Here is a 20,387-nt window from a genome sequence, read left to right as displayed (position 1 = left end):
AACATCGATTTTATTGCTACCGATTTGGCAGGCAATTTAAAACAAATTCAGAATGTTGAACAGAAAGGCTTTAATTGGAGTTATTTTTTTAATGAGTTGATTAATCCTAATTTTGCAAAAGCTAGTTGTACTGTTATTTCTTTAAGTGGTTTGGCGTGGCTAAGTGCTTTAGTTTTTGGACTATTATTAGCGTTGGGTAATCGTTCAAAGCGCTTAGTATTGGTAAAAATAACCGCATTTTATATCTGGTTATTCAGAAGTTTACCATTATTAGTTTTGTTAATTTATATCTATAGTTTACCTAGATTTTGGCAAGCAAGTAGTGTTGTATTATCTAATCCTTTTTGGGCTGGGCTGATTGCATTGATTCTCAGTGAAAGTGCCTATATGGCTGAAATTCATCGTGGGGCGTTACAAGCAATTTCCAAAGATCAAATTGATGCAGGTAGAGCCTTAGGTCTAAGGTACTGGTCAATTCAAGCTAAAATCGTTTTCCCTCAAGCACTGAGAATAGCCTTACCACCACTAACAAATCAATTTGTTACCATTATAAAATTAACATCGTTAGTATCGGTTATTTCATTAACTGAAATTTTATTAGTTGGTCAACAGCTTTATACCCGTAACTTTTTAGTTATTGAAACGCTAACTATTGTTGCGATTTATTATGTGGCTATAGTGACTATAGTAACTTGGCTAATCAAGCGTTTTGAAGTCTCTTTGGATGTTACAAAACGTTCCAACATTGCGACAATTGAAGCAAATGAATTTAAGTCAATTTCTAATAAAGAGAATAATCTTTTATCAACAAGTAAACCAAGTAAGTATGTGTTAGAGTTGCAACATTTGTCTAAAAATTATGGTAATACAAAAGTTCTAAAAGACATTAATTTAGATGTCAATTGGGGGGATGTTATATCGATTATAGGTCCATCAGGTTCAGGCAAAACAACCCTTATTCGAACCATTAATGGTTTATCCGACTTAGATGAAGGAACGATTAAATTTGAAGGAATTCCCTTTATTAATGGCGGACAAATACATGATAAACAATTCTATAATCGAATTGTGCATTTAGGAATGGTATTTCAAAATTATAACTTATTTCCTCATAAGACTGTTTTAGATAATTTACTTTTAGCGCCTGAATATCATGGCAAAGATTTAGCGATAACGAAACAATTAGCTTTAGCTTTATTAGATAAAGTAGGGATGTTAGATCATGCCTATAAATATCCGCATCAGTTATCTGGTGGACAGCAGCAAAGGGTAGCAATTGCTAGGGCTTTGGTTATGGAGCCAAGTATTATGTTGTTTGATGAACCTACATCAGCCCTCGATCCTGAATTGGTTAATGAGGTTTTACAAGTTATTGCAAAACTGGCAACAGAAGGGATGACTATGTTAATTGTTACTCATGAAATGTCTTTTGCATTTAAAGTTTCCAATCGTATCCTCTTTATGGAAGAAGGACAGATTATTCATGATGATTCGCCTAATGTTTTAAAAAATAGTGATGATAAACGTTTACAACAATTTCTTAATCAGAATGAACGTTGATAATAAAAATTTAAACTTAAAAAATAATAGTTAGAATGATTGAGGTATAAGTGATGCAAGAATTTCCCGAAATAGGTATTTTACATCGTCGTAAAATTGAAGCAGAAATAATAAAACCTATATATGAAATATTAACACGCGATTATGGTAAAGAGGTCGCTAAGGCGGTTATTGGCGAAGCGGTTGCCCAAGCAGCAGTTGAATCTGGAAAAGAGTTTGCTGCAAAGGAGCCCAATGGTACTAGCGTTGAAAGTTTTGTAGCCTTACAACATCTGTGGGAACAAGATGATGCTTTAATAATTACTGTCGTTGAAAACAGTCATGAGCGATATGACTATAATGTCCATCGATGTCGATACGCAGAAATGTATCAGCAAATGGGATTAGCTGAAATTGGTTTTTTATTATCCTGTAATCGCGATAGTAAATTTATCGAAGGCTATGCTCCGCAAGTTAAATTAGATCGTCCTCATACTATTATGATGGGTGATGGTATTTGTGATTTTCGTTACTGCCTAAGGGGCAAAAATAATGAGTAGTTTACAACCCAAAATTAATATTACACGCCTTGAAAAATTGCTTGATGATTTTGCTCAAATAGGCAAGACTAAAAATGGCGGTGTGACACGTTTAACATTAACGAGTTTAGATAAACAAGCCCGTGATTTACTTATTCAAATTAGTCAATCTGCTGGTTTTAAAGTTCAAGTCGATGCGATAGGTAATATTTTTATACGTCGAGAAGGCCTTAAAGATTTACCAGTAGTGATGACCGGTTCACATGGTGATAGTCAACCAAAGGGGGGCCGGTATGATGGGATCTATGGCGTATTAGCTGGTTTAGAAGTTTTACTAACGTTAAATGATTATAATATTCAAACTAATCACCCTATAGAATTAGTGATGTGGACTAATGAAGAAGGTTCACGTTTTGCGCCAGCCATGATGGGATCAGCTGTTTTTACTGGCAAGCTGGATCTTGATCAAGCTTATGCGATAAAAGATCAAGATGGTATTACGGTTAAACAAGCATTAGAAGATATTGGTTATTTGGGTAATGCTAAAATAGCCAATCAATCAATTAAAGCCATTATTGAGGCTCATATTGAACAAGGTCCTATACTTGAACAACAAAATCAAACAATTGGTATTGTTAAAGGTGCGTTTGCCCAGCGTTGGTATGAAGTCACATTGACGGGTTTAGCTGCCCATGCAGGAACAACGCCAGTCAATATGCGCCAAGATGCGGTGGTGGGATTATCTGAATCTGTGACTGCTTTAAACCGACTGGCATTACATCCAGACAGCAAAGATATTAGGTTAACCGTGGGTATGATAACTGTCAGCCCAAATTCTCGTAATGTAGTTGCGGATCATTGTTTTTTTACTATAGATCTACGACATTATGATTCTGAATTATTGGCAAACTTTGAAACGCTTATCTATGCTCAATTATCTGAAATTGCTGAGAAATTAAATTTAAAACTGGAAATAAAAAAAGTGCTTAGCATGCCATCTATCCATTTTGATCTAAACTGCATAACGTCAGTTAGAAAGGCGGCAATAAAAAATAATTATTCGGCAATTGAAATGGTTTCTGGTGCAGGTCATGATGCTTGTCATTTGAGTAGCATCGCGCCGACTTCAATGATATTTATTCCTTGTATCAAAGGGATAAGTCATAATGAAGCTGAATCGATAACTACTTCCTGGTGCAAAGCCGGAGCAGATGTTTTATTGGATACTTTATTAGAATTATCGCAATAAACGATATTATTTTCCTCTAATAAAGACATAATTTGACTATTTCAATTAGAGCCATTGTTTACAAGATTAAAGGATTAAAAATGAAAAAAATAATTTATTTTGTTTTGGCTATTTTCATTATTGGATGTGCTCCTAAAGATTCGGTTCGAATGGTTCCACCCAAAGAGTATGATAGATACAATACAGGTATAAAAATCAAATATTGTGTGTTTAATACAGATAAAAATCAATGTAACGAATATATAGGTAAAAATGATCTCTATATTTTTGTTGGTAAAAAAAATGATTATAGGCAATATTATACTTATTTTAATAACATACTTTTAACTTATCCTAAAATTGAAACAGCCCAAGTTGATGATGCAATAAAAGAACTTGTCAATTTTTTAAAATGGGCAAATTTACCGGCACAAGAGCGTTCTTTAAAACAAAAAGAATATGAAGCTAATATAAAATTAGGCGTCTTGGGTAGAAAATATTTAATAAATAATAATATTCCTTATATATCTCAGACCCTTATTGATAACGGTATTTTTGGCTTATTTAAGTCTGAAAGACGTTATTTAGTCGATGAAGTTACAACTAAAAAAATATTAGTTCAATTACTAATTTGGAAAAAATTTATTCAAAAAACGAATATTCCCTTAGATAATAAAAAATAATCTCAATTAATTATTTTAAGTGAATAAATGAATTAATATATTTTCATAAGGTCGTATACTCGACCTTATAAGAAGTAATAAAGTTTTCGTACTTCGATATTCAGTATTTCAATGCTTTTAATATCAGTTTAAATACAATTGAACTTTTCTCGTATTTACGTTCGGATGACTAATCTAACGAAGATATAACCCATTACAATTAGATTAGTTTTTCCATTTTCAGTCAAACAATTGATAAAAAACTAGAAATGTTTGTGCAATGTTAGATGTTTCTTTCACTTTTTATTTATAAAAATTTTTTTAAGCTCCCTTAATTTAATTAATTGTTTTTTAAATCAATCAACCAAGTAATAGGAGTAAATAATGGTTAAAAATGTTAAGAACAGAAAACTAACTATCTTTATTTCAACGCTATATTGCTCTTTGTTTTTTTCTTCATCGTTATTTGCTTTCCAAAAAGGTTCAACAGAGGATTTTTTAGGCCATGAAGTAGGGATTACTTATCACACTGCCGAGCAAGCGGTGAGTAGTAAAGAGTATTTACCTGTTTATCCAGAAGAAGGGACACCTGAATTTGAAGCAGATAAAATAGCTTATTTACATGGTTATAACCTTAAAGGTACAGAGCGTTGGCAACAAGCGATACAGGATGCTGATTTGCATATTGCGAATGTGGCTAAAATATTTTCTCAATCGCTCGGTATCACAATTTCGCCAGAGACTACGCCTACTTTATATAAAATGTTTGGCGATCTATTAGTCGATTCAGCAGACAATGCGACTAAAACTGCCAAAGAATTTTACATGAGAAAACGTCCATTTGTCTATTTTGGTAATCATTCTTGTCAACCGATTGAGGAAGAAGATCGATTACGTCAAAATGGATCTTTCCCATCAGGTCATACAGCTTATGGTTGGACATTAGCATTAGTTTTAGCTCAAATTGCTCCTTCACATGCCGAAACAATAATAAAACGTGGTTATGAGTTTGGTCAAAGTAGAGTGATTTGCGGTGCTCATTGGCAGACAGATGTTAACGCTGGTCGTATAGTCGGTGCTGTAGAATACTCAAAATTACAAACTATTGCAAAATTTCAAGAAGACCTTCGCAAAGCTAACGAAGAAATTAATCAACAATATAGTTTATTAAAATAAGTAGTCTATCTCCCCTGAGTGAATAAAGAATCTAGTTTATAATAGGCTTAGGGGAGCACTATTATGAATTTTTAAAGTTATCTAACTCTATATTTTTCAATAAAATAATGGAACTATATATTTATACTAGTTAAGATAATCATTCTAGCTATATTTGATTTGCAATTAGTATTTAAAATGAAAAAAATAAATTTATTATTATCTGTATTTGGTTTTTTATTGCCCTTGACTGTCATGGCAGTAGAAGTTAATGATGTAACTGGAATGACACCAGTTCAAGTTGCTGCAGTTGTGCAACCAGAATCTACTCAACAAGTTGTTGATATAGTTAAAAAGGCTAGCGGGCCAATTAGTATTGCTGGTGGTAAATATAGTATGGGAGGACAAACCGCAATTCAGGGCGCCGTACAAATAGATACTCGCAAATTAAATCATGTCATTGATTTTAAACCTGAACAAAAGTTGCTAACTATCGAGACCGGTGCCACATGGCATCAAGTCCAAGCGCTTATAGACCCTTATGATTTATCTGTAAAAATAATGCAAAGTTATGCTAATTTTAGTATTGGTGGATCATTAAGTGTTAATGTTCATGGCCGTTATATAGGTGAAGGACCTATAATTCTTTCGGTAAAACAATTTAAAATTGTGTTAGCTGATGGCAAAGTAGTAATAGCTAGTCCTGAGCAAAATCAAGATATATTCTATGGTGCTATTGGGGGTTATGGTGGCTTAGGTATAATCACCGAAGTGACTTTACAACTTGCAGATAATGTTAAAGTCAAACGTTTTAGTAAAGCTATGCCAATTACCAATTATTATCAATATTTTACCCAACATATTCGTTCTGATAAAAAATCGATATTCCATAATGCGATAATTTATCCACCAGATTATAAAAGAGTGAGATCCGTTACTTATAAACAGACTGAAGAACCATTAACGATTTTGCAACGATTAAGATCTGATGATAAAAAATCGCATAATCTGGAAAAGCCAATCAAAATTGTATCTTCCTCGACTACTGGTAAAAATTTACGTAAATTATTTGATGATTTTTATTACATAAAAAAACCAGTAATGTGGCGTAATTATGAGGCTAGTTATGATGTCTCGTATTTACAACCGATAGCGACTAAAAATAAAAGCTTTGTTTTGCAAGAATATTTTATACCGGTTGAACAATTTGATCACTTTTATCCCAAATTAGTCACTATTTTGAAAAAATATAAAGTTAATGTTATTAATATTTCTATTCGTCATGCCAACCAAGATAGTGGTTCATTACTGGCTTGGGCAAAATCGGAAGTATTTGCTTTTGTGGTCTATTATCAGCAAGACACTGATGAATTGAGCAAACAACATGTTGGTAATTGGACAAGGGAATTAATAGATGCTGTTTTGGAAAATCAAGGAAGTTACTATCTACCTTATCAATTACATGCGACAACAGAACAATTTCAAAGAGCATATCCACAGGCTGAGCAATTTTTTAAACTTAAAGCTCGTTTAGATCCACACAATAAATTCAATAATATGTTATTGAAACGCTACCATATTCAAACCGTTCAATAACATAGTGCCAGCAAGATAATTAGTTATTTTTTGTTAAATAACTAATTATTTAAGCTGATATTAGATAATATCAATAAAGTTCAATACATTGTTTAATATTAGAAAAGATTTTATTTTTAAACTTATGTGAGCTTCATTTTAATGTACTATATAACGAGTATTAGACATAAAAATTGTTTGTAGATTTAAATATTAATTTTTCATGTCATTTTTTATCAATCATTTGAAACTAAACTAGTTTTTTAATGCTTCTAATACTAGTCTAAATACATTTGAATGCCCCTTACGACTTGGATAATAAATATAAAAAGGTTCATATGTAATTGAATATTCAGGTAATAATTCTATAAGTTGTCCTGATGCTAATTCATTTTTTACATCTGGATAACCAATCCAACTAATACCTAAGCCATCAAGAGTAGCTTGTTTTCTTAAATGATTATTGATTGTGAAGTGAGAAATAGGGTGATATTGAATAATATTGCCTTTATCGGAAAACTCCCATATCGATTCCATTCCATATTGGGTTGAAACTTTTTTGCCAATTAATAAATGTTGATCTAAATCATTTATCTGTTTTGGTTTTGTTCTCTGACGCAAATAATCAGGACTAGCCACTAAAGCCATTCGCAAAGGTTCTGATATTTTTACTGCTACCATCTCTTTTGCCAAATCATTTCCGATTCGGCAGCCCATATCGAAACCTTGTTTGACAATATCGACTAAGTTATTGTCACATTGAATTTCAATTTTAATTTGTGGATAGCGTAGTGAAAATTGACTTAATTTAGGGTATATAAAATTTTCAATAGCAATATTAGATGCATTAATTCTAATGGTACCCGATGGAGTATCAAGGTAATCGCCAAGAGCAGCAACTTCTTCATTGATTTGTCGATATAGAGGGGCTATTTGTGTATAAAGTTGTTCACCTGCTTCTGTCAATGATAGGCTTCGAGTCGTGCGATTAAATAGTCGTAAACTCAGACGTGTTTCTAAGTTTCGCATGCTATGACTGAGTGCTGAGGACGAAACACCTAAAGATTTAGCTGCACCAACAAAGCTTTTTGCTTTAGCTATAGTAATAAAATAGTTTAGTTCATTATAGTTATACATCGGATATAAATAGAAAATTAATGAATTTAATTCATGATACTATAAATGAATAATACGTTTATCTCAATAAAAGTTAACGATAAAATAATCATAATTAAAATTGAATTTTTAAAAATTTATTAAATTATTCAATCTATTATTAACTAGTAAGGTAAAAAGTATGGATTATATAAAATTAGGTAATTCTGATATTGAAGTCTCACGATTTTGTTTAGGATGTATGAGTTTTGGCGATCCTGCTAGTAAAATGCATGATTGGACACTTAATCCAGAACAAAGCGAAACAATTATTAAACATGCCTTAGATCTAGGAATTAATTTTATTGATACAGCAAATACATACTCTAGTGGTACCAGCGAAGAATATGTAGGAAGAGCGATTAAACGAAATATAGCTCGAGACAAAGTAATTCTGGCTACTAAAGTCTATTTTAATGAAGGGCATTTATCTAAAACAGCAATTGAACGAGAAATTGATGGATCCCTGAGACGATTAGGTACTGATTATGTTGATTTATATATTATCCATCGTTTTGATTACAGTACACCAATTGAGAAAACCATGGCTGCGTTACATCATTTAGTTCAGAGTGGTAAAGTACGAGCATTAGGTGCTTCTGCGATGTATGGTTATCAATTTTATAATATGCAATTAGCCGCTAAAAAAAATGGTTGGACGCCGTTTGTTTCGATGCAGAATCACTATAATTTATTATATCGTGAAGATGAAAGAGAATTAATTCCTATCTGTAAGCAATTCAATGTTTCATTAACCCCTTATAGCCCTTTAGCTGCAGGTAGACTCTCCCGGTTAGAATGGCAGACCAATACACTACGTAGTAAAACTGATAAAACGGCTGTTGCTAAATACGATAGTACCCAACAAATCGACATGAATATAGTGAAAAGAGTTAATGAAATTGCGCAAAAATACACTGTAACCATGACTCAAATTGCTCTTGCATGGCAATTTGCCAAAGGCGTTGCTTCACCAATCATTGGGGCAACCAAAACGCAATATTTGGATGATTCGGTAGGGGCATTAAAGGTTTCATTAACTAAAGAAGATATTGCTTATCTTGAAGAACTTTACTTGCCTCATCGTATTGTCGGCGCGCTTTAATTAGTTGCTATGTACAAGATTAAATTTACTGACAAATATCATTGGGATATTTGTCAGTAATTGTCACTAAATTTTTCCTAAATTTAAATATTTTTGCATCTCTTCTTTCGGTACCATTCCGCCGCCAGTTGCCCATACTAAATGAGTTGCATTTTGTAATTGCTGAGGCGTAAATTGCATACGTTCTAAATATTTAGAATTATTAGTAACAATGACGGGACCTTGCATACCAGCTAGGGCAGAAGGTTCAAGTTGCATGTTTTCGGTTTTATCCAGTAATACTAACAAATCATACATATCCTGATCAGACAGGGTGTAATATCCATCTAAGAGACGTTGCATCGCTCGTCCAACAAATCCAGAAGGCCGACCCACAGCCAAACCATCTGCGGCAGTAATATTATCAATGCCGATCTCTTGTACCGAAATTCTGTCATGTAAACCAGTATAAACCCCTAGTAACATACACGGTGAATGGGTCGGTTCAGCAAAAATACAATGTACATTATCACCGAATGCCATTTTTAAACCAAAAGCAACACCGCCAGGGCCACCACCTACACCACATGGTAAATAGACAAAAAGAGGATGATCTTTATCAACTTTAATTCCCAACTCATTGAATTGTTGTTTCGTGCGTTCACCTGCGACTGAATAGCCTAAAAATAGGGTAGTAGAATTTTCATCGTCGATGAAGAAACATTTTGGATCAGATTCTGCTGCTTTACGGCCTTGTTCAACGGCAACACCATAGTCTTGTTCATATTCAATAACATTAACACCATGATCTCGTAATTTCTTTTTTTTCCATTCTCGGGCATCTGCCGACATATGTACGCTAACTTGAAACCCGAGTTTAGCGCTCATTATGCCAATTGATAAACCAAGGTTACCTGTTGAACCTACCGCAATACGATATTGACTAAAAAACTGTTTAAACTTATCGGAATAGAATTTGCTGTAATCATCATGTTCTGATAGTAATCCATTTTCAATAGCTAGTTTTTCAGCATAAGTTAAGACTTCATAAATACCGCCGCGAGCTTTAATTGAGCCAGAAATAGGTAAATGACTATCTTTTTTCAAATAAAGTTGACCGGCGATAGCAACATTATATCTGGCTTCAAGAGCTTTTTTCATATTAGTAATTTCAACTAACTGTGATTCAATAATACCCTTGGTTGTTGCTGTTTCAGGGAAAGCTAATGCTAAGTAAGGTGCAAAACGATTTAAGCGTTCACTCGCTTTTTTTATATCAATTTGATCAAGTCCAACATAAGGAAGGCCTATTGCTAAAGTTGTGGTATCAGGATTAAACCAACTGCATGGTTGAAGCTGAATTAACTTTTTTACTAACGGTTTATCGGCTATAAGTGTTTGTATCTCTATTTGATTCATATCGCTCCTTGAAAGATATCTAAATAAAATTAGATAATAAAAAAGTAACCATTAATGCCACTACTGAAGCAATGAATGTTGCAGAGGTGTAGTATTTCAGCATTTCAGTCATTGTCGCACCACAATATTGCTTAACAAGCCAAAATAACGAATCAGTAACTATGGTACAACCAATAGCACCCGAACCTATAGCCAGTGTAATGATTTCCGGACTGATATCAGGATAAAGGATTAGCATCGGTGATACGATTGCTGTGGCGCCCATCATAGCAACCGTTGCTGAACCTACTGCCGCATGCAAAATTATTGCTACTAGCCATGCCAATAAAATTGGATGCATATCTAAGAGAGATAAAATACTCGCTAAACTATCACTCAAGCCACTCGCTTTTAAAATACCATTAAATGCACCACCAGCGGCGATAATTAACAAAATATTGCCAATTGTTGAAAAACAATCTTCAGTTTTATTGAGTAAGTCAGCCATTTTCATTTCACGTCTTAGACCTAGCATATAATAGGCAACAAATGCAGCAATAAACATAGCGGTAATAGGATTACCGGTAAATTCTAAAACAGTATAAATTGACGTGTTTTTATCCATGTTTAACTCCGCAATTGTTTTAATCAGCATGAGAAAAATGGGTAATAAAATTATAAGTAATGTTGCAGCTAATGAAGGTAATTCTTCTGCAGTTCTTATTTTTAAATCGGAAAATTGTTCCGGTACTGCTTTAAATGGAATTCTATTTTTGATCATTCTTAAAAAAATAGAACCTCCGGCTAATGATGCGATTATTCCAATAATTAATCCATATAAAATTACACTACCAATATCAACGCCTAAAGCATTAGTGACATACAGTGCAGCTGGATGAGGTGGAACAATACAATGAACCGTCATAAGTGCAGTACATAATGGAATTGCTAACATTAACAATGATGTTTTGGTTTTTTTAGCAATTGAAAAGGCTAATGGTATCAAGAGTACAACGCCGACCTCAACAAATAATGTTATACCGCAAATCATGCCAATCAATACCATAATAACATCTGGTGATAACCAGCGGCATTTTTGTAAAGTAATACCAATGCGTTCAGCTGCACCTGATATTTCTATCATTTTACTCAGAATGGTACCTAAACCAATTACTGCAGCTAAAAAACCGAGTGTACCACCAATACCATCTTCAATAGAAGCAATCATATTTAATGGCTTCATTTTCATCAATACACCAACATAAAAGCTGGATAATAATAAAGCTAAAAATGGATGAAGTTTAAATTTGATTATACTTATTACAATTAATAAAATACTTGAAATTAAAACACCTAACTCCCAAATCTGTGAATCCATAATGTTTTCCCATTTCAATGAAAGTAAAAATCAGCGCGTATTAGATTTTATGGGGAGATAACTGACAAATGATAATTAATCATCTTCACATGAGTAATACTCGGTTGAATAAGCATTATGCTGTAAGAAAGTAGTAGTTATTAATTTAATTAATTGTATTTGATTTGTCATTTTTAGTTAAATGTTAAAAAAATTAGGTAAGTAAGGATGTGCAATGTTGGATGATGATCGTTTTATTACCACTAATCGATTGGTATCAGGATATCAATTAGCAAAATTTCACACTTTTGAAGCTGCTGCACGTTATTGTTCTTTTATGCGTGCAGCCGAAGAGTTATGTATTACCCCAAGTGCCGTTAGTCATCAAATTAATAAACTTGAAGAAGAATTAAATTTTAAGTTATTTAACCGGTTTCATCGCCGGATTGAGTTAACTCAAAATGGTAAGAATTTATTTAATATTTTAAAAAAATCTTTGGCGATACTAAATAGAGAAATATTTGAAATAAAGAGTCAAGAATTGATGGGACAACTAACCATTTATTCGCGTCCTTCCTTTGCAAAAGAATGGCTTGTACCGAAAATATCTGAATTTAATAAAAAACATCCTTATATTACCTTGAATATTTTAACCGGCAATGGGGTAGTCAATTTTAATCGGCACTGTGTTGATTTAGCAATTTATTATGATGATTTGCAACATGAAGATTTGGATGTTTATCACATAATGAATGAAACAATTATGCCGATATGTAGTCCTACATATGCTGAACACTATCAACTTAATGAATGTGTTGAAAATCTAAAACATTGTCTAATATTACACGACAATCAAGCTTGGCGATATGATTCTAACTTCGATGAATGGCAATCTTGGGGCAAGCACTTTAATATTGATATTGATTTTGAAGATTTGCCGACGATGTTATTTGATCGATCCGATTTAGCTATCGTCGCTGCAATTAATCATTCGGGTATTGCCATGGGAAGAAAAAACATAATTAACAAATATATTGCTTCAGGCGAGTTAATCACACCATTTCCAAATATGGCTTTAACATGTAAACAGCGTTACTATGTAGTATCTGCTACTAGGCACCGCAATCCAAAAGTGAAGGCTTTTGTTAGATGGTTAAAAGAAAATCTGGCTGAGCAGCCGGTTGAAAATGTTATCTAAAAATTAGTGAAAAATAAAGAGTAATTGTATATATCTATTATGAATATAGATATAATTTTTTCGTATTATCCCAATAGTTAATCACTATCTATAATGTTATCTCTAAATAATAGAATTAGTTGTTCAATTAGATTAACTTACTGATTGAAATAGGGAGTGATAATGAAAAAATATATTTACTTAATTCTGCTGTTGGGTTTGACTCTGATTGGCTGTGACAATAAGTCAGAATCAGCCAAAGAAAGTCAGCAAGACAAAAAAGAGATCATTGTTGGTTTACCGCCAAGTATGCATAACATCATGATGGAGAAAATCGTTAAGCCAGCTTTAGAACAAAAGGGTTATAAAGTTAAATTGGTAAATTTCAGCTCTCTTAGAGACTCAAATACCGCTTTAGTTGAAGGAAGTATTGATCTTAATGCAGCACAGCATCAAGCTTATCTTGATGTATACAATAAAGAAACTAAAAGTGATCTTGTTTCTTTAGTCCATATTCCTTCGATTTCTGCTGCGCTATTTTCTCAACTGCATCATTCGGTTGATGAAATAGCGAATGACCAAACAATTGTCATACCTAATGATCCTTCAAATAAAGCCAGATCACTATTATTTTTGCAAAGCTTAAATTGGATTACTTTAAAACCTGAAAGCAAATCAGGGACATTAGATTTAAATGACATTGCTGACAATAGATATAATTTGAAATTTAAATCGATATTATCGGAATTAATTCCTCGAACTCTTGGTGAAGTTGATTATGCGATAATGCCTGGCGGTGTCGCATGGTTAAGTAAAATTCCAGCTGATAATGTTTTAGTACAAGAAAAGTTAACACCTAATCTAGAATTAATGGTGGTTGTAAAAAAAGAAAATTTGAACAGTAAATGGGCTCAAGAGATAAAACAACTTTACCAATCAGATGTACTTAAAAAATTCATTAGTGAAGATCCTGATGCGAAAGGTCGTTTTATCTGGCCACAACAATAAGCAAACAATTATCTATAAACTATTCTAGTAATAAATTAGGATAGTTTATGTTGTTGTACATAACATTGCATATTTATAAATAATTAAAATAAATTTATTGTGTAGGTTGTTATAGCATCAAAGGTTTGATTTGATTTTAGTATTTCTTAATAAAGAGTTTTAGATTTTGATGATTTACTCTAAAATTCGTTGTGTTAATATTTACGCACTTCGATGTGAAAATTATATAAAAAAGTAGTTAAATGTGATGAAAAAAATAAAATATTCTTTTATATTAGCTTGTAGCATAACGCTTTGTAGCTGCTTTAATGGTCCAACCTCACAAGTTCGTTTAATTGATAATCCTACTGCCAATGAAATTAAGTTAGTTATTGATGGTAAAGATGTTGTCATTCCAGCTAATTCAAATATCAAGTATACTTTTGAATATGGTAAACATAATCTAGCTTATAATAATGAGTCAATTGACTTTGTTGTAAAACCTGTAAAATTCAATGGTCGAGGCTTTATTAATCCAACCCAAAGCAACTATATGTTACACACTTTTATCTATGCAACTGACAACACCAGTGATGAAACGTATGACAAATTATTTGAGAAATCACTTAATAAAGTTGATGTTATCTTAGATGGTGAGCAAGTAGAGATTGATCTTCCTGTGAAAGTGGTTAACGATTTCTTTATTGAAGATCGAGATAATAGATGGGATTACTCTATTGATGAAAATATTCCTGACGAAATTACTGAAAATCTTAATAAAAATCAATCTTATCAATCTCGTAAAATTAAAATGTATCGTGAAAGCGAATATTTGAAGTTTTTACAAGAAGATTGGTTAGAAGAGGAAGATGAGGTTAGTTTTCCTAATAAACCTAAAAAATTGTCTGAAATTAATCAGTATCTATTTCCGAAACTTGATTTGGAAAGTATTACATGTAATGAAGGTAAAAAATATTTACAAGACACATTAGATAAGTGGCAACAACTTTTTAATTTAACAGCAAGTGATTTTGCAAGTAAGTATGAAGGATTAGGGGGATATGATGGTATGCATGCCTTACTTGATTCTAAAAAACTTTGTCCTAACGAAAAAGATCCTGAACAAACTTATTCCAAAGCTATTAGGCCGTTAAAAGACGCTTTAACTAAGGGACGTGATATATACTTTTTTGTAATCAAATAAATCTAAAATCTTTTAAAGATCAAATTATAAAAAATAAAAGGCACTAAATCTTATAATTAGGTTTAGTGCCTTTTAATTTTTCTATTAACAACATCATTTTTTTTATGTTAAGATTTGTACTCTTGTAATATAAACTAAATAAATGGATGTTATGAAAAGATTTAAATATTCTTTGCTTTTGGTATGTAGCCTTTCTTTGGTTGGTTGCTTTGAATCAAGCACTACAGGAAAATCTGTAAAACGTTTGATTGATAACCCAACAGACAAGGAAATAAAAGTAGCAATTGATGGTAATGAGTTAGCTATTCCCGCTAAATCAAGCGTTAAATATGAATTTGAATATGGTAAACATCAGTTGACTTATAATGGCCAATCATTAAACTTTTTAGCTAAACCCTCAACATTTAATAACACTGGATTTATCAATCCAACTCAATCCAATTATTATATGTATCGAACATATTATACGAATAGTCAAGAAAATTACGAAAGTAGAATTAAAGATCATCTTAAAACGTTCGAAGTGACTATCAATGGTGAACCTCATGAGATAGAACTTCCTATTAAAATTATTAATGATGTATTTATTGAAAGAAATGACGATAGATATGAGAATGCATGGGATTATGGCATAAATGATAAGTTACCAGATGAAATAAGAAGTAAAGGTATTACTAAAAAGGATAAATTGTTTCGTGAAGCTGATTTTATTGATTATCTAGCTGAATCTGAAGAAGATCTTAAGACAATACAATTTCCAAACCAACCAAAGAAATATGCTGATTTAACTAAATATATTGTTCCCAATATTAATTTAGATAAAATTAAATGTGATGAGGGGCGAGAATTTGTAAAACAACATTTAGCTGATTGGAATAACCTTTTCACCTTAAAAGGAGATGATTTGACTAAATTATATAATCAAATAAAATCCGATGAAACTTTCAGAACAAAACACGATATCATGAGAAGATGTGTTGGAGATATAGATCCAGAACACACATATATGTATGCTACTAGAGAAATTGAATCGGCATTAGAGGATAGTGATGAATTAAATCTTATTATTATTGAATGATTATTTAATTATTGATTGATAATATATTATATGTGGCACCTAATTGAACAATTAGGTGCTTTTTTCTTGGTAAGTAAAAAATATTATTTAGATAAATATTTTCAGGATTGACAGCAGTTAATTAGCACAATTTTTAAATGATTTTATTGATATAACTCACATAAATTACAAAAAAACTTTTGGTTAAAGTTAAATCGATATAGTATTAATGTGATATTAATAATAGAAAGGAATATCTTATGAATAAAACTAAGTTGAAAATTGTCGCATTGATTAGTGGAATTATTCTTAGTACCTCTAGCGCTTTTGCCTCACTTGATGATGCTAAACAACTAAAAATCATTAGTTATAACGTCTATAATGGTATGAAGTTAGATGAGAGTGAAGGGAAACAGAAATATATTGATTGGGCCAAAGCACAAGATGCCGATATTATTGCTTGGCAAGAAATGAATTTTTTTACTCGTGAAAAACTTGAAAAATTTGCAGCTAGTTATGGTCATAAATATGCGGTTCTTTTAAAAGAATCACCAGAAGATGCTGCTTTTTTCCCTGTAGCTATTACTTCAAAGTATCCAATAATTAATGTTAACAAAGTCGTTGATAATTTGTGGCATGGGGCACTCTATGCAGACATTGGAAATTATCATTTTGTAATTACGCATATGAATCCATTTTGGACGGCTAAACGAATTGATGAGATTAATTTAATTATCGATTCAATCAAATATAGTCGTGATCCTAAAGGGAAATGGATAATTGCCGGAGATTTGAACTCGTTTTCACCGGCAGATAAATCTGACTATGATAAAAGTACCCTTTTAGAGGATATTAAAGAAAAGCAAAAGAAAAGGCCAATTTTAGAAAATCTGGTTGATGGTAAACTAAGTTATACTGTACAACAAAATCTTCTTGATGCTGGTTTTATTGATGCATTAAAAATTAAGCATAAAGAATTTGTCGCAACTGCACCAACTAAAGTATTTTATGATCAAGCATCAGTTCCATTACGCTATGATTATATCTATGTTTCACCACCACTTAAAAATAATGTCATTGATGTTGAAGTAATAAAAGATGATTTTACGGACAAATATTCCGATCATTATCCTGTTCAAATGATCATAAAAAATAATTAATATTAATCGAACTTATTTATATAAAATATATTGATAGATTAAACGGGCAAAAGCCCGTTTTTTTATTGTGTTTATCTATTTTAAAAGACTAGAAAAATAATCGTTACTTTTAATCCCAATAAAATTAAAAAATCATTTTCTAGCAACAAATACTGCCCGCATTGGCGCAGGATAACCTTCTACTGTTTTGGATAAATCGTTCGGATCTAAAAATTCCGCTAATGAATCTGATTCCATCCATTCTGTTTTGCGTTGTTCATCCAAACTGGTTTTGGATATATCAACCATTTTTATATCTTTAAAACCACATTTATGTAACCAATTTATCATGGTTGGTACTGATGGAATAAAATAGACATTTCGCATTTGAGCATAACGTTCACCAGGCATTAATGCTTGATGTTCGGTTCCCTCAATAACCAATGTTTCGAGTACTAATTCGCCACCATCAGCTAATTGATCTTTCAATTGATAAAGATGATCAAGCGGTGAGCGACGATGATATAATACTCCCATTGAAAAAACCGTATCAAATGCGTTTAATTTTGGTAATTCCTCAATGCCTAATGGAAGTAAGTGAGCTCGCTGATCATTGCCTAATAGTTTTCTTATTGCTTCAAATTGGCAAAGGTAAAGAGCCATTGGGTCAATACCAACAGCAAGTTTGGCTCCTGCACCAATCATACGCCATAAATGATAACCACTATTACAACCAACATCGAGAACTGTTTTACCTTCTAAATTATCGATATGATTAATCAATCTTTGCCATTTCCAATCGGAACGCCATTCAGTATCAATATCAACGCCATAAATATGAAAAGGGCCTTTACGCCATGGCATCATGGTTTTTAATAATTGTGTGATACGTTGCTGTTCGCCAGAAGATAATGGTTGCTCTGTTTTTACAGTTACACTATGTAATAGATCAACTTGAAAAGGAGTAATTGCAGGCAAGTGCTTTATACTATTTATCCATTGACTAAAACGGTTATCTAAATTTTGTTTTTGCCAATTAGCCAATTGCGCAGGTAAAACTTCAAGCCAATTTTTAAGCTTATTTTTTGCGATAATTTGGTAAAAATCACCAAAATCAATCATTCTTTTTTCCTTTATAGTCAAATTAAATCTAGAGGTTATTTGATAGCAATAATCGAGCCAAAATTAAAACATTGAAACCAAGTATCAACATGCTCAAACCCTGCTGTTATCAGACGTTGTTTATGGGTCGCAACGGTGTCTGTAAGCATGACATTTTCTAGCATATTACGTTTTTGGCTTATTTCTAGTTCACTATAGCCATTGGCTCTTTTAAAATCATGATGCATATTAAATAATAATTCATCGACAGTTACATCACTAAAACTAAACTTTTCCGATAAGACTAATATGCCATTTGGTCGCAAAGCTTGATAAATATTATTTAAAACCCGTTGTCGATTTTCGGGAGTTAAAAATTGCAAGGTAAAATTAAGAACTACCATTGATGCATTTTGCATATTTACATTACAAATATCTTCACAGATAACATCGACAGGCGTATTTGATTTATAAGCATCAATATGTTTTTTGCATCGCTCTACCATAGGTAATGAGTTATCAATAGCGATAATGTGACAATTTTCGTGTTTGATATTACGGCGAATGGCGAGAGTGGCAGCGCCTAACGAGCAGCCTAAATCATAAATAATGGAGTTAGGTTGTACAAATCGGTCAGCTAACATACCAATCATTGATATTATATTCGAATAACCGGGTACCGATCGTTGCACCATATCAGGGAAAACTTCGGCAACTTTTTCGTCAAAAGTCCAATCACCTAATTTGTCGATCGGAGTTGCAAATAGCTGGTCTTTTTTGGTATCCATAAAAGTTATTGGTACTATAGAATCTAATTCTGTTATCATACCATTTTTTGCGTCCAATTGTTCGAGTAATTATGACTTTTGTTGATTTTATAGCCATTTTTGCAACGATTATTATCACTATTTCGGTCACATTTTTATTAGGAAAACGCTGGCAGTTTTGGTTTAACCTTCAGTTAAGCGGTTATGGTCGAATTATTTATTGGCTGACTATTGGTTTGGCCGGTGGATCGTTAATTCTTGCTAGAGTATTAAATGATATTTTAACCTCGGGATTACATCTGTTTCTGCTAACGATTTCTGGTTTGATGATCTGTAGTGTTTTTATAACACTCATTTTTGAAATTGTTTATCGGTTTTGTAAAAAGCAAATTAAGCCCAATCTTTGGCATAAAATCAGTTTTATTATTGCGGTTGTGGCTTTGTTTTGTTTTGGTCATGAAATGGCGATAAATCCTAAAATAGTTGATTATCAGGTTGTAATTAATAAATCAGCCAACGTTGATCGTCTAAGAATTGTGCAACTTTCTGACATTCATATTAATGAGCATACCTCTGCAAGTATGATTCAAAACATGATTGACAAGGTAAATAACTTAAAGGCTGATTTTATTGTGATAACTGGCGATACATTAGATAAACGATTAAAACCTTTCCTCGAAAATGGATTTATTGAACAGTTCCAACAATTAAAGTCGAAATACGGCAATTATATTATTTTTGGTAATCATGAATATTTAGGTACCCATGATAATAATAATCGTGAAGAAGATATCATTAATGCATTCAAACAGGCGCATTTAAAAGTATTGAAAGATGATATTGTTTATCTTGATGAGGTTGGCATTACGTTGATAGGGCGTGATGACTTTTCATCATATAAGTACGATGTTAAGCGCGCCTCATTATCCGATTTAATTATGTTTTCTGATACTGATAGACCAATAATTTTACTAGATCACCAACCACGAGATATTAAAGATGTAGCAGAACAACAAGTAGATTTAATGTTATCTGGACATACTCATGGTGGTCAAATCTTTCCTATCAATATATTGGTGGCGATGATGTACAAAAATGCCAATGGAATTTATCACGATACTGATCATCATTTCACCAGTATAGTCAATAGCGGTTACGGATTTGGAGGCCCACCAATTCGATTAATGACTCGCTCTGAAATCGTTGTAATCGATGTATCTTTTGTCAACAAAACTACCATTCAATAGATTATCTTAAATAGGA

18 protein-coding genes are annotated in these 20,387 nt (G+C 32.4%); 13 read left to right on the top strand and 5 right to left on the bottom strand.

All coding sequences use genetic code 11. The features are described from left to right. The first annotated feature begins 45 nt into the window (after positions 1–45). The 6 genes from H3S74_RS12650 (at position 46) to H3S74_RS03510 (ending at position 6,719) form a co-directional block, all read left to right on the top strand. Positions 46–1,560: an amino acid ABC transporter permease/ATP-binding protein gene (locus H3S74_RS12650; protein ID WP_370547468.1), complete on the top strand. Its 1,515-nt coding sequence runs from the start codon at positions 46–48 to the stop codon at positions 1,558–1,560. 53 nt (positions 1,561–1,613) lie between these two features. Continuing rightward, the gene (locus H3S74_RS03530) at positions 1,614–2,099 is read left to right on the top strand and encodes an L-2-amino-thiazoline-4-carboxylic acid hydrolase (RefSeq protein WP_086363667.1); all 486 of its coding nucleotides are present in this window, start codon (positions 1,614–1,616) and stop codon (positions 2,097–2,099) included. Beyond that, positions 2,092–3,327, top strand: a complete 1,236-nt coding sequence (locus tag H3S74_RS03525) for a M20 family metallo-hydrolase (RefSeq protein WP_198221271.1) — start codon at positions 2,092–2,094, stop codon at positions 3,325–3,327. The genes H3S74_RS03530 and H3S74_RS03525 overlap by 8 nt, the downstream gene beginning before the upstream one ends. An 80-nt stretch (positions 3,328–3,407) precedes the next feature. Next, complete coding sequence (locus tag H3S74_RS03520; protein WP_198247229.1) at positions 3,408–3,989, top strand: hypothetical protein; 582 nt, start codon at positions 3,408–3,410, stop codon at positions 3,987–3,989. 363 nt (positions 3,990–4,352) lie between these two features. Beyond that, the gene (locus H3S74_RS03515; protein ID WP_198247228.1) at positions 4,353–5,144 is read left to right on the top strand and encodes a phosphatase PAP2 family protein; all 792 of its coding nucleotides are present in this window, start codon (positions 4,353–4,355) and stop codon (positions 5,142–5,144) included. Between the two features lie 177 nt (positions 5,145–5,321). Beyond that, on the top strand, positions 5,322–6,719 hold the full coding sequence (locus H3S74_RS03510) for an FAD-binding oxidoreductase (RefSeq protein WP_198247227.1): 1,398 nt from the start codon (positions 5,322–5,324) through the stop codon (positions 6,717–6,719). A gap of 234 nt (positions 6,720–6,953) precedes the next feature. On the opposite strand, the gene H3S74_RS03505 is transcribed toward H3S74_RS03510, so the two are convergent. Beyond that, entirely contained in the window at positions 6,954–7,835 is an 882-nt protein-coding gene (locus H3S74_RS03505) for a LysR family transcriptional regulator (RefSeq protein WP_198247226.1), read from the bottom strand. A gap of 160 nt (positions 7,836–7,995) precedes the next feature. Between H3S74_RS03505 and H3S74_RS03500 the strand changes: the two genes are divergently transcribed. Beyond that, positions 7,996–8,958 (top strand): aldo/keto reductase, encoded by a 963-nt coding sequence (locus H3S74_RS03500; protein ID WP_198247225.1) that lies wholly within the window; start codon positions 7,996–7,998, stop codon positions 8,956–8,958. A 66-nt stretch (positions 8,959–9,024) separates the two neighbouring features. Here the strand turns inward: H3S74_RS03500 and dsdA are convergent, their stop codons facing one another. Then, on the bottom strand, positions 9,025–10,356 hold the full coding sequence (gene dsdA / locus H3S74_RS03495) for a D-serine ammonia-lyase (RefSeq protein WP_198247224.1): 1,332 nt from the start codon (positions 10,354–10,356) through the stop codon (positions 9,025–9,027). Positions 10,357–10,375: 19 nt separating this feature from the next. After that, the gene (gene dsdX / locus H3S74_RS03490; RefSeq protein WP_198199946.1) at positions 10,376–11,713 is read right to left on the bottom strand and encodes a D-serine transporter DsdX; all 1,338 of its coding nucleotides are present in this window, start codon (positions 11,711–11,713) and stop codon (positions 10,376–10,378) included. 214 nt (positions 11,714–11,927) lie between these two features. On the opposite strand from dsdX, the gene dsdC reads away from it, so the two are divergent. From dsdC to H3S74_RS03465, 5 genes are all read left to right on the top strand, one after another. After that, entirely contained in the window at positions 11,928–12,890 is a 963-nt protein-coding gene (gene dsdC, locus H3S74_RS03485; RefSeq protein WP_198199938.1) for a DNA-binding transcriptional regulator DsdC, read from the top strand. A 162-nt stretch (positions 12,891–13,052) separates the two neighbouring features. Beyond that, positions 13,053–13,877 carry a MetQ/NlpA family ABC transporter substrate-binding protein gene (locus tag H3S74_RS03480; protein WP_198247223.1) on the top strand — a complete coding sequence of 275 codons (825 nt, stop codon included), beginning with the start codon at positions 13,053–13,055 and terminating at the stop codon, positions 13,875–13,877. Positions 13,878–14,124: 247 nt separating this feature from the next. Then, a complete protein-coding gene (locus H3S74_RS03475; RefSeq protein ID WP_198247222.1) occupies positions 14,125–15,060 on the top strand; it encodes a hypothetical protein in 936 nt (311 codons plus the stop codon). Positions 15,061–15,211: 151 nt separating this feature from the next. Beyond that, positions 15,212–16,138, top strand: a complete 927-nt coding sequence (locus tag H3S74_RS03470) for a hypothetical protein (RefSeq protein WP_146208323.1) — start codon at positions 15,212–15,214, stop codon at positions 16,136–16,138. A gap of 239 nt (positions 16,139–16,377) precedes the next feature. Further along, positions 16,378–17,277 carry an endonuclease/exonuclease/phosphatase family protein gene (locus H3S74_RS03465; protein WP_198199931.1) on the top strand — a complete coding sequence of 300 codons (900 nt, stop codon included), beginning with the start codon at positions 16,378–16,380 and terminating at the stop codon, positions 17,275–17,277. Positions 17,278–17,409: 132 nt separating this feature from the next. On the opposite strand, the gene cmoB is transcribed toward H3S74_RS03465, so the two are convergent. Then, a complete protein-coding gene (cmoB, locus tag H3S74_RS03460; protein ID WP_198247221.1) occupies positions 17,410–18,378 on the bottom strand; it encodes a tRNA 5-methoxyuridine(34)/uridine 5-oxyacetic acid(34) synthase CmoB in 969 nt (322 codons plus the stop codon). Positions 18,379–18,413: 35 nt separating this feature from the next. Beyond that, positions 18,414–19,184 (bottom strand): carboxy-S-adenosyl-L-methionine synthase CmoA, encoded by a 771-nt coding sequence (cmoA, locus tag H3S74_RS03455; RefSeq protein ID WP_232354826.1) that lies wholly within the window; start codon positions 19,182–19,184, stop codon positions 18,414–18,416. Between the two features lie 32 nt (positions 19,185–19,216). Here cmoA and H3S74_RS03450 point away from each other — a divergent pair, with 32 nt between their 5' ends. After that, complete coding sequence (locus tag H3S74_RS03450) at positions 19,217–20,371, top strand: metallophosphoesterase (protein WP_198247220.1); 1,155 nt, start codon at positions 19,217–19,219, stop codon at positions 20,369–20,371. Positions 20,372–20,387 lie beyond the last annotated feature (16 nt).

It is taken from the genome of Gilliamella sp. W8126 (genome assembly GCF_016102185.1).
In the GTDB taxonomy this organism is placed as follows: Bacteria; Pseudomonadota; Gammaproteobacteria; order Enterobacterales; family Orbaceae; genus Gilliamella; species Gilliamella apis_A.
Note: the sequence above shows the minus strand (reverse complement) of the source record. Positions and strands in the feature narration are given on the sequence as shown.

Bases quoted from the DNA above. Each gene is read 5' to 3' on its own strand.
- H3S74_RS03530 (WP_086363667.1), top strand. From the start codon at position 1,614: ATGCAAGAATTTCCCGAAATAGGTATTTTACATCGTCGTAAAATTGAA.
- H3S74_RS03525 (WP_198221271.1), top strand. From the start codon at position 2,092: ATGAGTAGTTTACAACCCAAAATTAATATTACACGCCTTGAAAAATTG.
- H3S74_RS03520 (WP_198247229.1), top strand. From the start codon at position 3,408: ATGAAAAAAATAATTTATTTTGTTTTGGCTATTTTCATTATTGGATGT.
- H3S74_RS03515 (WP_198247228.1), top strand. From the start codon at position 4,353: ATGGTTAAAAATGTTAAGAACAGAAAACTAACTATCTTTATTTCAACG.
- H3S74_RS03510 (WP_198247227.1), top strand. From the start codon at position 5,322: ATGAAAAAAATAAATTTATTATTATCTGTATTTGGTTTTTTATTGCCC.
- H3S74_RS03505 (WP_198247226.1), bottom strand. From the start codon at position 7,835: ATGTATAACTATAATGAACTAAACTATTTTATTACTATAGCTAAAGCA.
- H3S74_RS03500 (WP_198247225.1), top strand. From the start codon at position 7,996: ATGGATTATATAAAATTAGGTAATTCTGATATTGAAGTCTCACGATTT.
- dsdA (WP_198247224.1), bottom strand. From the start codon at position 10,356: ATGAATCAAATAGAGATACAAACACTTATAGCCGATAAACCGTTAGTA.
- dsdX (WP_198199946.1), bottom strand. From the start codon at position 11,713: ATGGATTCACAGATTTGGGAGTTAGGTGTTTTAATTTCAAGTATTTTA.
- dsdC (WP_198199938.1), top strand. From the start codon at position 11,928: ATGTTGGATGATGATCGTTTTATTACCACTAATCGATTGGTATCAGGA.
- H3S74_RS03480 (WP_198247223.1), top strand. From the start codon at position 13,053: ATGAAAAAATATATTTACTTAATTCTGCTGTTGGGTTTGACTCTGATT.
- H3S74_RS03475 (WP_198247222.1), top strand. From the start codon at position 14,125: ATGAAAAAAATAAAATATTCTTTTATATTAGCTTGTAGCATAACGCTT.
- H3S74_RS03470 (WP_146208323.1), top strand. From the start codon at position 15,212: ATGAAAAGATTTAAATATTCTTTGCTTTTGGTATGTAGCCTTTCTTTG.
- H3S74_RS03465 (WP_198199931.1), top strand. From the start codon at position 16,378: ATGAATAAAACTAAGTTGAAAATTGTCGCATTGATTAGTGGAATTATT.
- cmoB (WP_198247221.1), bottom strand. From the start codon at position 18,378: ATGATTGATTTTGGTGATTTTTACCAAATTATCGCAAAAAATAAGCTT.
- cmoA (WP_232354826.1), bottom strand. From the start codon at position 19,184: ATGATAACAGAATTAGATTCTATAGTACCAATAACTTTTATGGATACC.
- H3S74_RS03450 (WP_198247220.1), top strand. From the start codon at position 19,217: ATGACTTTTGTTGATTTTATAGCCATTTTTGCAACGATTATTATCACT.